The sequence below is a fragment of the Novosphingobium lindaniclasticum LE124 genome (assembly GCF_000445125.1).
In the GTDB taxonomy this organism is placed as follows: Bacteria; Pseudomonadota; Alphaproteobacteria; order Sphingomonadales; family Sphingomonadaceae; genus Novosphingobium; species Novosphingobium lindaniclasticum.
Map to the genome: position 1 here is coordinate 1 of NZ_ATHL01000040.1, position 14,370 is coordinate 14,370.

Sequence of the window (14,370 nt, forward strand, 5' to 3'; positions counted from 1 at the left end):
CCCCCGCATCCCGCTTGGGCGCGTCCCCGTTACCCCCGCCTCGCGGCGTATCGGCCCGCTCAGGGGGTCTGCCGAAGCCGCCGGACGGCTCCTTGCCCAGGTTGCCTGAAAGATTGAGTCCCCAACGGACGCTGGAACTCGTCTCCTCGTCGAACGTCACGGCCCGGCGGTCCAGGTAGACGAGGTTCCCCGCAGCATCGCGCTGTACGCGGCCAGGAAACGCCGTTTCGACGGCCGAAGTCAGCAGCGGGAACGATTCGCTGACGTTAGAAGAGCGGTTCCGGAAATATTCAACGATCAGGTTGGACCGCTTCATGAACGGCAGCTCCCAGGTGGCCGAGAGCTTGATGTCCCGCTGCGTTTCACGTGCGAGATCCTGATTGCCGCCGCTCAGCACGGTGACCAGCGCCGTCGAATTCCGGGTGAAATCGTAGACTGAGACGTTGTAGCTGAGCACGCTCGGCGCGCCCAGCAGGGCAAGGGTCGGCGCCTCCTGATCGACCAGGTAGCTCGCCTGGAAGGTCAGCTTTTCGGTGGGAGACCAGGTGAAGCCCGCGCTCCAGTCGGTCAGCGTGCCGAAGTCCGAAAGGTGGTTCAGCCCGGCACTGACGTTCAGGGCCAGATCGCCGATGCCGCCCAGGAAGTAGCCCCGGCTGGTCAGCGGCAGCGCGAGGTTGACGCCTGCCGAGACATCGCCGCGGGTCAGCGTGCTGTCTGCAAAGGTGTCCGATCGCGTTTCGCTCTGCACGCGGCTGAAATCGTATCCGCCTTTGAAGGTCAGGTTCGCATCGCCGGCCGGCATGCTGAACGGCGTACCGGACAGGGTAGCCAGGGAACTCAGCGACAGCGTGCGGCTGCGGGCGGTGTCCACCCCGGTGCCGGGCACGAACGGCAGCGCGCCGGCAATGTCGAGCGTGCCGGCCTCGGCAGCCGCCTGAAGGCCGCTCAGGTCGCGCCGGCGATCGATGCGCGTGCCGGCATTCACATAGCTTCCATCGCCGGTGACATTGAACATCCACCGGCCGATCATGGTGTTGTAGCCGAGCCCGCCCTCGAAACTGTCGGTGACGGTGCGCGAGGCCAGCGGATCGGGCAGCGTACGCGTTTGCCGCCCGCCCGTGGGCGACGTCAGGATCACCGTATCGAGACCCGACAGCGAGGTCGCGACTTCGTGGGTGAAGGCACCGTTGGCGGTGATCGAGCCGGCCATGCCGTTCTCGCCCAGGTTCTGCGTCATGGTGCCGTTGAGCGCGAACTCCGAATCGGCGGCGGCCAGGCTCCGATACCGCGCCGGGCTGGGATCGTCCGCCACCGTGGGCTGCGACCCAGCCTCCTGGCGGATGTTACGCTCGTCCTCGGTCAGCATGGACGTATCGGTATATTTCGCGTTGAAGTTGTACCGGCGCGGACCGGCGATCTTCACGATGCCGCTTTCCAGCTCGTAGTTGTCGTAGCCGCCGCGCGTCGGGCGATTGTATTCGCCCGCGACGGTCGTGGCCGAGAACCTGTCCTTCAGGATGAGGTTGACGACGCGCTGGTTCGCCGCATAGCCGAAGCGCAAGGCCACTTCCTCGGGCAGCACTTCCATCTTGCGGATCGCCTCGGGCGGGATGTTGCGCATCTCGCGGAAGCTGGTGATGCGCTGTCCATTGACGAGGATGACCGGCGTGCCCGATCCGCGCCCTCGGCCGCTGCCGGTCTGGGGAGAAATCGCGGCGATCAGATCGCCGATGGAATCGGCACCGTAAGCGGCGATGTCCTCTTCGTCGAACGTGGCGATCGGCTGGTTGGGCACGTCGAGCTGCCCCTGGATGCGCGGCGCGACGACGACGATGTCGCTGCCCGTCACTTCCAGAGGATCTTCGTCGTGCTCGTCATCCTGCGGACCTGCCGCATCGTTCGGGCTGGCGAGCGCGGCAACCGGTGCAACCGCGGGCGCGGTGGCCGCCGCCACCGAGGCGGAGGCGACTTGCGCCTGGGCCAGGGCCGGCAGACAGACGCCTAGAAACAGTGGCCCAACCCATGGGACCAGACGCACGCACCGCAAATCGACTCTCCATGCTGAAACCCGGACAGGCTGAACATTCTGGCCAGGCTGAAAATTGCCGCCCATTTCGGAGCTTGCTTTCGCTCCAAGGCGCTGATGCCGCGACTGCGAAGACCTCGCAAGGCCATGCCGCGTAACTTTTTGTCGCACACGACTATGCGGTTGTCGCAGGACAGTCTCGCAAGTGCATCATGACACTATCGGGCAAGCAACCGGCGCCCGCAGCCTCTGTTTCATGCGGCATTTTTGAAACGGCTTCGCGACAAAACAGACGAATTTGCAGAGGTCCTCGCCCGCCCCGCAAGCAAGGCTTCCATTTTCGGCGAGTCGTGGTTATGGCGCGCCGCATTCATGCAGCAAGCTGACGGGTAATGATCGCCAATGGCGAAAGAAGAACTCCTTGAGATGCGCGGCCGGGTCGTGGAACTCCTGCCCAATGCGATGTTTCGCGTAGAGCTGGAAAACGGCCACGAAATCCTCGGCCACACGGCGGGCAAGATGCGCAAGAACCGTATCCGCGTGCTGGTGGGAGACGAAGTTCTCGTCGAGCTGACCCCTTACGACCTTACCAAAGGCCGCATCACCTACCGCTTCATGCCCGGTCGCGGCGGCCCCGGCCAGTTCTGAACCGCGTGTCTTCGACCGACCGGGATTCCGCACTTCGGCCCGCCCCCCAGCTGATCCTCGCCTCGGCCAGTCCGCGCCGCCGCGAGTTGATCGGCCGTCTGGGCATCGTGCCCGACGCCATCGTAGCCGCCGACATCGACGAGACGCATGGCGCCGCCGAGGTTCCCCGCGTCTACGCCCGCCGCATGGCCCGGGAAAAGGCGCTCGCAGTCGAAGCTACGGGATCGCACGTCCTGGCCGGAGACACGGTCGTCGCCTGCGGCCGCCGCATTCTTCCCAAGGCCGAGGACGAGGCTACGGCCCGCGCCTGCCTTGCGCTGCTTTCCGGCCGCCGTCACCGCGTCCTTTCCGCGATCGCCCTGAAATCGCCGGACGGTTCGCTGCGCGAGCGACTTTCCGAGACGATCGTGCGGTTCAAGTCGCTTTCAGCCCAGGAAATCGACGCCTATATCGCCGGCGGCGAATGGCACGGCAAAGCGGGCGGCTATGCCATCCAGGGCAGCGCCGAAGGGTTGATCGTCTCCATCACCGGCAGCCACTCCGGCGTCGTCGGCCTTCCCCTCTTCGAAACCCGCGCCCTGCTTCTCGCGGCGGGCTTCACCCTTGGCTGAGCGGGCCATTGGCTGAGTGGCTCGTCGAAGACGGGATCGGCGAAAGCCGCGCGATCCTTGTCGAGAACGGCGAAGTCCTGGCTGCCCGGCTGCAATGGGACGGCAGCCTCGCTCCGGGCGAGGTCGCCGACGCGGTCCTGATCGCGCGCGCGAAAGGCGTCCGGCGCGGCACCTTGCGTTTTCCGTCCGGTGAGGAAGCGCTGGTCGACGGCCTTCCCGCCGATGCCAGCGAAGGCGCCGCATTGCGCGCTCAGGTGACGCGCGCGGCCATGGCGGAGACTGGACGGCTGAAGCGCGCGCAGGCCAGGCTCTGCGATCTGGCTCCCCGCCCTGCTCCCGCGCTGGCCGAATCGCTGCGCGCCACGGGTGTTCCGGTGCGCACGGTCCGAAGGTTTCCCGAGGACCCCTGGCCCGAGATCTTCGCCGAAGCGCTGGACGGCGAACTGGCCTTTCCGGGCGGCTCCATCCTGGTGATCCCGACCCCGGCGATGACGCTGATCGACATAGACGGCACACTGCCGCTGCGCGCCCTGGCCCTGGCCGCCGTTCCCGCGATCGCGCGCGCGATCGACCTGTTCGATCTCGGCGGCTCCATCGGCATCGACTTCCCCTCGCTGGAGGGCAAGCAGGACCGCCGTGCGGTGGATGAGGCGGTCGCCGCCGCGCTCGACCACTGGCCGCATCAGCGAACCGCGATGAACGGCTTCGGGTTCGTCCATCTGATCGCCCGGCTCGAGCGCCCTTCGATGCTCCACCGCTTGCGGCATGACCGGATCGGCGCCTGTGCCCGGCTGCTGCTGCGCCGCGCGGAGCGGGTCGAGGAGCCCGGCACCCTGCTCCTGACCGCGCACCCGCGCCTGCGCGCGCAAGTCCGGCCGGAGTGGGAGGCGCAATTGGTGCGTCGCACCGGCCGATCCGTGACGTGGCACGAAGATGCCGGCCTTGCACTGACGGGCGGATTCGCGCAGGCGATTACCGCATGACCGACAAGACAGCTGTAAGGGCCAATGCCAGGTGCCCGATCTGCGGCAAGCCCCGCGCCACCGAACTCGCCCCCTTCTGCTCCAAGGCCTGCCGCGATCGCGACCTGTTGCAGTGGCTGGGCGACGGCTATGCCATTCCCGGCCGCCCGGCGCCGCAAAGCGAGGACTCCGATCTTTATCCACAGGACGATTGAAACGAGATCGTCATTTTAGGGTTGCCAAGCCGGTTCATGTTCTCCATAGGCCCGCCACCAGCAGCGAACGGCCGCCTCGGCAGCTAGAAAATTCGCTGAATACTGGCCAAAGCATGGTTGGCCCGGGTAGCTCAGTTGGTAGAGCACATGACTGAAAATCATGGTGTCGGCGGTTCGATTCCGTCCCCGGGCACCACTCTCTTCGGAGGGTGGTGCCTTTTTCTTTGCGCCTCTCAGACCGCCAGCCTTGTTCCGCGCGACCTTGTTAGCTTCCCGCATTAGTGAGAGACGCGCTCAGGCCTGTGATTTCCAGTGAACACAGCGGCGGCTCAGCGACGAAAAAGTGGGCCGAATCGAAAAAGAACCTGCGCAAGCGGGATTTTCGGACCAGAATTTCCCGTATAAATACGATGTTAACCATTCGTTGCCAGTCCTGATCCGGTAACAACGGGGATTGTCATGCGCATTGATGCCAGGAACCTGCTGGACCGACTGGGCCGCAACGAATTCGCGTACAGGGAATTCGAAGATCGTTTTTCCGACCTCGAACTCTGGCCGCTCCTGGAAGCTCTGCTGCGCGATCCGCGTCTTCAGACGCTGGACCAGTCGCCCGCCGAAACTCCGGCGCTGCAGACGGATAATTCCGATCAGGTGCTCGCCGCAGAGCCGCTGAAGAACCTGTTCAGCCGCTACGAGCAACAATCTGTTTTGCCATCGATTGCAAAACCTGTTGTTGAAGAGCCCGTTCGCGATGTACGAGCCATGCTGCGCCATCTGTCGGACCTTGGCGCCCGGGGGGAAATCTGATGCCGATGATCGTCTGCCACGGTCCCAAGGGGGGGACCGGGAACACTTTCGTTGCCGCCCATCTTGCCATGGGTCTTTCGGCGCAGGGCGCGGAAGTGACGGTGATCTCGGTGGCGGCGCGCGATTCTCTGCCGCTGCACTTCGGCCTCTCGCCCGCCACCTCGCTTCCCGCGATCACCGCGCCCGCTGACGAGGCCGTGCTGGTGGGCGGGATCAACTTGCGTAGCTGGCGCCGCGCTTCGGAGGATCTCGATTTCGTGCCGATGCTGAGCGACCTCGGCTATTTCCAGCCCGGCAAGGAGCGGGTGCTGCTGGTGGACGTGCCATCCGGCGAGACCCGCCTGGCGCGCCGCCTGGTCGAGCATGCCTGCGCCCACGTCTGCACCATCAATGCCCAGCCCGACACGCTGGCCCTGCTTCCGCAAGTCTTCGGAGAAGCCGGCGCAGAAGGGCTGGCGCGCACCGCCTTCGTCATCAATGCGCTGGACGAGACGCGCCGCCTGGGCCGTCACGGCGCCGCCTTCATCCGCGAACTTGCCGGGCAGCGTCTGATCGGCCGGATCCGCATGGACGAGGCCGTTCCCGAAGCGATCGCCACGCTCCAGATGCTGGGTCGTTATGCGCCCGCCAGCGTCGCCCTTTCCGATGTGCAGCAGATCGCGCAGGCGGTGGCGCCCACGCTGGATTCGACCTCCAGTGCCTGGGTGGCACCGGTGAGCCTCGCCGCATGATCCGAAAACTCGCCGGGCACCGCGCCGTCAGACTTCTGGCGATCGTTCCGATTGCCCTGATCGCAGCCATGGTGATCGGGGTTCCGCTCGACACCAACGGCCAATGGATGTTCGCAGGCGTGGCGATTGCCGGCACCCTGGTCATGAAGCGCTGGCCCGGCCGCAAGGGCGCGCTGGCGCTCGGCCTGCTGGCCGTGCTCATGTCCACGCGCTACATGTTCTGGCGCACGACGCAGACCCTGGCTTTCACCACGCTGCCGGAATTCGTGTTCGGGGGCCTGCTCTACATCGCCGAGGTCTATACCTGGGTCATTCTGATGCTCAGCTCGCTCCAGACGAGCTGGCCGCTGAACCGTCCCGTGATCGAACCCAAGGGCGAACCGGCGGACTGGCCCAGCGTCGACATCTACATTCCGACCTATAACGAGAGCCTGGAGATCGTGCGCAACACGGTCTACGCGGCGATGGACCTCGACTATCCGATCGACCGCTACAAGGTCTTCATCCTCGACGACGGCAAGCGCCCTGAGTTCCGCGCCTTCGCCAAGGAAGCGGGCTGCGGCTACATCACCCGCGACAACAACCTGCACGCCAAGGCAGGCAACCTCAACGCGGCGATGAAGAAGACCGATGGCGAACTGATTGCGATCTTCGATTGCGACCACGTTCCCAACCGCGCTTTCCTGCAGCTGACCGTCGGCTGGTTCCAGACCGACCCGCGTCTCGCGCTGATCCAGACGCCGCACCACATGTATTCGCCCGATCCGGTCCAGCGCAACCTGGCCTCGGTCATGGGCGACATGCCCGGTGAAGGCGATCTTTTCTACGGACCGATCCAGCAGGGCAACGACCTCTGGAACGCCACGTTCTTCTGCGGCTCCTGCGCCGTCATCCGCCGCGAGGCGCTGATGGAGACCAACGGTTTCGCCGGCGAGACCGTGACCGAGGACGCGCATACCGCACTCAAGCTCCAGCGCACCGGCTGGAACACCGCCTATATCGGCGCGCGTCTGTCCGCCGGCCTGGCCACCGAGCGCCTGGTGCTGCACGTCGGCCAGCGCATTCGCTGGGCGCGGGGCATGACGCAGATCCTGCGGATCGACTGCCCGCTGTTCGGCCCCGGCCTCACCTGGCAGCAACGCCTCTGCTACCTGAGCGCGATGCTGTACTACCAGTACCCGCTGTCGCGCATCGTGTTCCTGACCAGCCCCCTCGCCTATCTGATCTTCGGCCAGAACATCATCCAGGCCTCGGCCTCGCTGGTGTTCGCCTATGCGATGCCGCACCTGTTCTGCTCCACCGTCGCCAGCGAACGCCGGCAGGGCACCACGCGCCGTCCGTTCTGGGGCGAAATCTACGATACGCTGCTGGCCTTCCACCTGGTGAAGCCGACGGTCATGACCTGGTTCCAGCCCCGCAAGGGCAAGTTCAACGTCACCGACAAAGGCTCGCTGCTGGACAAGACCTACTTCGACTGGGCGATCGTGAAGCCGCACCTGATCTGCGCCGCGCTGCTCGTCGGCGGCATGCTGCTCGCCATCGGCAAATGGGCGCTGTTCCCCTACATGTTCAATATCCAGACCGATACGCTGGTGCTGAACTGTGCCTGGGCCAGCTTCAGCCTGATCATGCTGCTGGCGGCCATCTCGGTGGCGCGTGAGACCCGGCAGGCGCGGCAGGATATCCGTATCCCGCTGCCGCTGCCCGTCACGGCCTATCTCTCGTCCGGCCACGTCCTCAACGCGACGACGCTGGACATCTCGATGGGCGGGGCGGCACTCGTCCTGCCCTCCGAGATTCCGGTGCGCGACGTCAACGTGACTCACATAACCCTCGCCATGGGCGACGAGGTCCTCTCGATACCCGTGCGCACCATGCGCACGCGGGACAACAATGCCTATGTGCGTTTCGAGGAACTCGACATGCTGGCGAACCGGCATCTGGTGCGCGCCGTCATGGGCCGCGCGGACGCCTGGCAGCCCGCCGCTCCCCATCCCCGCGTCAGCGGCCTTCGCTCGCTGACCGAAATCATCCTCGTCGATATGGTGACCATCAAGCGCATGTTGGGTCTCAATTTTTCGGAACGCCGCATGATGGCGGCAGCAGCCGAGCACGGTTCGCTCGCCCTCGCCGGGGACAGTGCCAAGCCCTCGAAGAGCGGCGCGCGTACCCTGCCCGCTCTCGCCAAGGCAGCCGGACTTGCCGCCGCGCTGGCTTTGGGGATCGCGACATTCGTGTTCGGCAGCCGCGAGGTTCACGCCGCCCCGGCGCCTGCCGCTTCTGCGGCTGCCACCGCCGCGAATGCCGCGCAAGCACCGGGCGCGCCGCGCAGCGGTCTCAGCGACCGCATGACCTTCAAGGACATGCGCATCGGCGGTCCGATCCGTCTGCAGGGCACCCAGGGCGAAATCGGCATTCCGTTCGGCATGCGCCAGGACCGCGTCGTGACCTCCGCCATGCTGACCCTCCAGCTGTCCTGGTCCGCCCAGATGCTGGACGACATCAGCCAGCTCGTCGTCATCGTCAATGGAGAGGTCGTGCAGGCCGTGCCGCTCTCCCGCGCCGAAGCGGGCGGGCAGGTCCTGCGGATCCCGGTAAACCCCGCGCTGCTGCTGCCGGGCGACAATCAGCTCAACATCCGCTTCCTGGGCCACTATGCACGGGACTGCGAAGACCCGTTCCATAGTTCGCTCTGGGCCAATATCAGCAATACCCGCTCGTTCCTCGACGTCGAGTATCAGGCGCTGACCTTCCAGCCCGATCTCTCGCGCCTGCCCCTGCCGTTCTTCGACAAGGGCCAGAACCTGCCGCTGCGCATGCCCTTCGTCTTCGCGGGCCAACCGCACAAGGGCGAGCTGGAAGCGGCGGCGGCAACGGCCTCGTGGCTGGGTTCGCTGGCCTCCTATCGCGGCTTCTCGTTCAAGCCGGTCTATGGCACGCTGCCCAAGGGCAACGCCGTCGTCTTCCTCAAGGCCGGACAGTCGATCCCCGGTCTCGACATCGCGCCTGCCACGGGACCCGTGGCTGCGGCTGTGCGCAACCCGGTCGATCCCACCGGCACCCTACTGGTGCTGATGGGCCGCAGCGACGCCGACCTGCGGGTGGCCGCGAGTGCCGTGGCGCTGGGCCGCGGCGTGTTCGGCGGCCAGCGCATGGCCTTCGACGGCGTGCGCATACCCGCCTGGCCGCGGTACGGCGCGCTGCGCTGGATTTCCACCGACAAGCCGGTGCAACTCGGCAAGATCATGCCGGCTTATGCCCTTCAGGGCATGGGCTTCCGCCCCGGTGCACTGAGCGCCAGCTTCCGCGTTGCGCCCGACCTGTTCTTCTGGCCCCGCGAAGGCGGCCGCCTGAACCTGACCTATCGCTACCCCGTGGCCGATTGGCTCGACCAGCGCGGCTCGCGCCTCGATGCCTCGCTCAATGGCCAATACCTCAAGACCCTGCCGCTCAGTTCGCCCTGGTGGAGCAATCTGCTCGGTGCCCACGGCGCGAAAAGCGAGGACTCGTCGGCCACGGTCATACTGCCGCGCTACAACCTGTTCGGCCAGAACGAACTGACGCTCGACTACAACCTGATCATCGCCAACAAGAAGAAGTGCACCGGCACTCTGCCGGAGAACGTGCGCACTTCGATCGATCCTACCAGCACGATCGACCTGACCTCCGCCTATCACGCTCTGCTGATGCCCGATCTGGCGACTTTCGCAGGCGCCGGCTTCCCCTTCACCGTCGCTCCCGATCTGGCGGAGACGACCGTGGTGATGGCTGCCAACCCCTCGCCTGCCTCGGTCGAGGCGTTCCTGGCGCTGATGGGCCGCTTCGGCGATTCCACCGGGGTTCCGGTCACGGCGATCACCGTAAGCGCCTCGGTCGGCGCTGCCGAGTTGCAGGACCAGGACGTGCTGGTGATCGGCGGCGTGGAGCTGGCTTCGGCGGGCTCGCTGTTCGACAAGGCGCCGGTTCGCTATACCGGCGGCCATCTCGAAGTGACGGAGCGCTCGCCGCTGCAGTTCGTCACTTCGTTCTTCGGCGGCACCGAGCATAACGATCCGATGACCGCCGCACCGCTGGTCTACAACGCACGCGGGTTCTCGGGGCTGGTCAGCTTCCGTTCCCCGTACTCCTCCGACCGCACCGTGGTGGCGCTGCTGTCCGACAATGCGGCCGCCCTGCCCGCGCTGGTCGAAGGCATGGCCGACGTGAAGATCAATGCCGCGATCCAGGGCGACCTTGCCGTCACCAAGGGTGACGGCATGGCCAGCTTCGCGATCGGAGAGCGCTACTGGGTCGGTTCGCTGCCGGTCTGGATGAAGCTTGCGTACTGGTTCAGCCAGCGCCCGATGCTGATGGGACTGTTCTCGCTGCTGCTGGCCGTGATCCTTGCCGGCCCCGCCTATCTCTACTTCCGCCGCCAGGCCCAGCGCCGCCTTGGCCAGCAGGACGAAAACGCATGAGTTCCGCGATGACCCGCCTGCGCCTCGTCGGCCTGGCCCTGCTGCTCTCCACCGCAAGCAGCGGCATGACCCATGCCCAGGCCGCTGGCGTGGACGCGCTGCTGCAGCAGGCGAAATACTGGCGCGGAAAAGGCCGCGAGGATCTTGCCCAGCAGGCCCTCCGCCGCGCCAAGGCGCTCGATCCAGGCAATGCCGCCGTCAATCAGGCACTGAACGCAAGGTCCGCCGCACCGAAGCCGCAGTCCGCTGCGAAACCGGCAGCCGCTCGCCCGGCTTCGAAGCCTGCCGCCCCAAAACCTGCCGCCCAAAGCCCTGCTACCCGGCCGGCGCAGCAACCGGCGCGCGCCGCTGCCACGCCTTCGAAGGCCGCCCCCGCACCCACGACTTCGGCAAACCGCGCGGGCCAGGCCCGCGTCGCCGGCTTCGACGCACTGGAAGACGGCAACCTCGCCTCGGCCTCCAGCCAGTTCCAGCGGGCACTGTCCGTCAACGCCCGCGATCCCGACGCGCTGGGCGGGATGGGTCTCGTGCGCCTGCGCGAAAGCCGCTTCGCCGAAGCGGCCAATTACCTGGAGCAGGCCTCGCGCTACGGCAAATCCGGGCAATGGGCCGAGGGTCTCGCTTCCGCTCGCTTCTTCGCAGGTATGGAGGATGCCCGCAGTTCCGTCGCGCAGGGCCGCCTGGCGGATGCGCAGTCGATTGCCGAGGGCCTGATCCGCTCCGGCTACAAGGAACCCGCCCCGGCGCTGGAACTGCTGGCCGATGTCTATGAGAAGCAGGGTCGCTATGCCGATGCTGCCGATCTCTACCGGCAGGCGAGCCAGGGCGGCGGCTCCGACGACAAGCGCCTGCAGATGCGCGCTGCACGGGGCCGCGCCCTGGCGGCTGCCGCCAACGGCGACGACATGGGCGCCATGCGCGAGTTCCAGAACGGCCTCGTGCTCGATCCCACCGACCCATGGATCCGCTACGAGTTCGCCGAATTCCAGATCCGCCGGGGCCGCGTGCCGGAGGCGGAATCGCTGCTGCGTTCGCTCTCGACCATGAACCAGCCCGACGCGCTCTACGCCGCAGCCCTGCTCAACAACGACCTTGGCCGCGCCACTGAGGCAGCCCGCCTGATCGAGATGATCCCCGAGGCGCAGCGCACCGCGCCGATGCGCAGCTTCGCCATCGGCGTGAAAACCGATGCCGCCATCGCGCGGGCCAAGGCCATGGCCGCCGGCGGTCAGCAGGCCCCGGCCCTTGCCGCACTGCGGCAGCTCGGCGCCATGTCGGCCGTCCCGGTGGGCAAGCAGGCCGCCGTGGCCAACGCGCTGTACGAACTGGGCGACGTTCAGGGCGCCTCGGCCGTGGCGGAAAATGCTGCGCAGGGTCAGGTCTCCGGCATTGCCGACTACGAAGGTCTGATCGGTGTGCTCGCGCGCGTCGGCCGCGACGACCTGGCCCAGCAAGCGCTGCAGCGGGCGGGCGCCCTGGCTGGCAGCTCGGCGGAAGGCCAGCAGGCCTATGCCCGGATGAACGCCGCTCTTCAGGTCAGCCAGGCCGACCGCGCCCGGCAACAGGGACGCTTCGCGGAAGCCTTCGACGTGCTCCAGAGCGCCTGGAGCGCCTCGCCCCAGAACATGGAAATCCTGGCCGGACTGGCACGCCTCTACCAGAGCGGCCAGATGCCGGCCCGCGCCGCCCAGACCTGGCAGCTCGTGCTCGCCCGCAAGCCGGGCGACAAGGATGCCCTGCTCGGCCTGGCGGAAACCGCGCAGGCGGCAGGCGACAGCGACCTGTCGCGCCGGGCGCAGAACGACGTACTCCGCGCTTTCCCGCAGGACTATCAGGTCCGCATGTCGCTCGCCAACGTCGAACGCGCGCGCGGCAATGACCGCGCGGCGATGAAGCTGCTCAAGGACGCGCAGGACCTTTACGCACGCGGTCAGGGCGGCACGTCGATCGACGGTCTTTCCGGCGGCAATCCTTTCGCCGCCATGAGCCCCGCAGGCGGCTCCAACCCCTTCCGGGACCGGCCCGTCGCCGCGGCGCAGCAGGTCAATCCCTTCGCGCTGGGCAGCGGCACGCGCATTCCCGGCTCTCCTGCCGCCGCTTACGGCAGCGCGCCCATGCCCGCAGCCTACGGCGCGGCGCCAAGCTATGGCGGCGCCGGCGGCTATCCCTCGGCACCGGCGGCCTCGGCGGCCTATGCCGGTAGCAGTGCAGGCTACGGCAGCGGCTATGGCGCAGGCCTTGGCGACCCCGGCATGGACGCAGCGACCACCGCCTATTCCGCCGATCCGGTCCTGGCGCAGATCCAGTCGCAGATCGCCGATCTCGGCCATGATACCGGCCCCCGTGCCGACATCGTCACCGGCTACCGCCGTCGCTCCGGCGAAGCGGGCCTCAGCCAGCTCGACGAAATCAAGGGCTCGGCACGGTTCTCGACGGACGCCCCCGGCGGCCGCGTCTATGCGAAGGCGGAAGCCTCGGTGATCGATGCCGGCCGGGCCAACCAATCCGGCCAGGCACGGTTCGGCCGCAACGCGACGATCGAGGCACAAGCCATCGTCGACAAGCAGCCTTCGGTCTTCCCCTCGGCACAGACCCAGAACGCATCGGGCGTCGCTTTCTCAGCGGGCTACGAAAGCGACAGCGTCAAGCTGGAGGCCGGCACCACGCCGGTCGGCATGGGCAAGACGGAAGCGACTTTCCGCGCCGAAGCCTCCCCCAAGCTGTCTCCCACCGTGCGCGCCAAAGCCTTTGCAGAGCGTCAGCCGGTGACCGACAGCGTACTCTCCTACGCGGGCACGCGGGATCCGGTGAGCGGCCGCCGCTGGGGCCAGGTCATGCGCACGGCCGGGGGCGCGGGCCTATCCTACGACAGCGAGGGCAGCGGGGTCTATGCGGAAGGCCGGTATTATCGCTTCCGCGGCACCAACGTCGCGCGCAACGATGGCTTCGAGGCGAATGTAGGCGGTTATCTGCGCACGTATCGCGGCCCGCGCTCGAACCTTACCGTCGGCATCAACGTGAACTACCAGGGCTACGACAAGAGCCAGAACTACTTCACCTGGGGCAACGGCGGCTACTTCAGCCCGCAGAACTTCATCAGCGTGGGCTTCCCGGTGAACTACACTATGAACGACGAGCGCTTCGATATCAGCGCCTCGTTCACGCCCGGTTTCCAGAGCTACAAGCAGGATCAGACCAACATCTATCCTATCGACCAGCCTCTTCAGGCCATACTCGATCAGAACAAGATCGATAACAACGACGTAAGATCCTACTACGACAGCATCAGCAAGACCGGCTTCGCCGTGTCGAGCAACCTGTCGATCTACTACAAGCTGAGCCCCACCACCCGCATCGGCGGCGAGGCTGGCTACAATACCTTCGGATCTTATGACGAGTTCCGTAGCTTATTGGGCGTGAGACAGAATTTCGGGAGCACCGGCCGATGAAACTGCACGCATTTCCCTCTTCCCGCTCGGAGGGCGAACAGAGCGGCGCCGGAGGGCTCGCGCTCTTCGCGATGATGACGGCCGCCGAAGTCTGCGAAGGCGCGCCTGCCGCCCAGTCGCAGGCCTTCTTCTCGGCGATCGGTCGCCGCATGGCGACGCTGGAGCCGCTGGAAGGCGTCAGCGACGCCGCCGTCCTCTGCGCCCGGATAAACGGGTTCTGGCAGGATCTGGGCTGGGGCGAGATCGAACTGACCGTCGGTGACGACGCGATCGTCGTCCATCACCGCAACCTTCCCAAGGCGCTGACGAGCGATCAGCAGGACAGCTGGAACACGATGCTGCTGGGCCTGCTCCAGGGCGCCTACGATGCCTGGTTCCGCGTGCTCGGCAGCGGCCCGGCGCTTCACACGGCGGGCCACTGGCAGGGCGACATCGTCGAACTGCGACACGGCCGCTGAGCCTTC

At 66.6% G+C, this 14,370-nt stretch carries 10 protein-coding genes and 1 tRNA gene; 10 read left to right on the forward strand and 1 reads right to left on the reverse strand.

Going from position 1 to position 14,370, the window contains the following annotated elements; all coding sequences use genetic code 11:
• Positions 1-2,038, reverse strand: a 2,038-nt coding sequence (locus tag L284_RS29580; protein ID WP_200861633.1) for a TonB-dependent receptor, incomplete at its 3' end; no start/stop codon positions are given.
• A gap of 390 nt (positions 2,039-2,428) precedes the next feature.
• Between L284_RS29580 and infA the strand changes: the two genes are divergently transcribed.
• The 10 genes from infA (at position 2,429) to bcsD (ending at position 14,364) form a co-directional block, all read left to right on the forward strand.
• Positions 2,429-2,674 carry a translation initiation factor IF-1 gene (gene infA / locus L284_RS29585; protein ID WP_021232919.1) on the forward strand — a complete coding sequence of 82 codons (246 nt, stop codon included), beginning with the start codon at positions 2,429-2,431 and terminating at the stop codon, positions 2,672-2,674.
• A gap of 5 nt (positions 2,675-2,679) precedes the next feature.
• On the forward strand, positions 2,680-3,285 hold the full coding sequence (locus tag L284_RS29590) for a Maf family protein (RefSeq protein WP_021232920.1): 606 nt from the start codon (positions 2,680-2,682) through the stop codon (positions 3,283-3,285).
• Positions 3,286-3,293: 8 nt separating this feature from the next.
• Positions 3,294-4,268 carry an Rne/Rng family ribonuclease gene (locus L284_RS29595; RefSeq protein ID WP_021232921.1) on the forward strand — a complete coding sequence of 325 codons (975 nt, stop codon included), beginning with the start codon at positions 3,294-3,296 and terminating at the stop codon, positions 4,266-4,268.
• Positions 4,265-4,462, forward strand: a complete 198-nt coding sequence (gene yacG, locus L284_RS29600; protein WP_021232922.1) for a DNA gyrase inhibitor YacG — start codon at positions 4,265-4,267, stop codon at positions 4,460-4,462. Before L284_RS29595 ends, yacG begins: the two co-directional genes overlap by 4 nt.
• Positions 4,463-4,582: 120 nt before the next feature.
• Positions 4,583-4,658: transfer RNA gene (locus tag L284_RS29605), tRNA-Phe, on the forward strand.
• A 263-nt stretch (positions 4,659-4,921) separates the two neighbouring features.
• Positions 4,922-5,269, forward strand: coding sequence for a hypothetical protein (locus L284_RS29610; RefSeq protein WP_021232923.1), 348 nt, complete (start codon positions 4,922-4,924; stop codon positions 5,267-5,269).
• Positions 5,269-6,000 carry a cellulose synthase operon protein YhjQ/BcsQ gene (locus L284_RS29615; protein WP_021232924.1) on the forward strand — a complete coding sequence of 244 codons (732 nt, stop codon included), beginning with the start codon at positions 5,269-5,271 and terminating at the stop codon, positions 5,998-6,000. The genes L284_RS29610 and L284_RS29615 overlap by 1 nt, the downstream gene beginning before the upstream one ends.
• Entirely contained in the window at positions 5,997-10,457 is a 4,461-nt protein-coding gene (bcsA, locus tag L284_RS29620; RefSeq protein WP_021232925.1) for a UDP-forming cellulose synthase catalytic subunit, read from the forward strand. Before L284_RS29615 ends, bcsA begins: the two co-directional genes overlap by 4 nt.
• A complete protein-coding gene (locus tag L284_RS29625) occupies positions 10,454-13,906 on the forward strand; it encodes a cellulose biosynthesis protein BcsC (RefSeq protein WP_021232926.1) in 3,453 nt (1,150 codons plus the stop codon). Before bcsA ends, L284_RS29625 begins: the two co-directional genes overlap by 4 nt.
• Positions 13,903-14,364, forward strand: a complete 462-nt coding sequence (bcsD, locus tag L284_RS29630) for a cellulose biosynthesis protein BcsD (RefSeq protein ID WP_021232927.1) — start codon at positions 13,903-13,905, stop codon at positions 14,362-14,364. The genes L284_RS29625 and bcsD overlap by 4 nt, the downstream gene beginning before the upstream one ends.
• Positions 14,365-14,370: the final 6 nt, after the last annotated feature.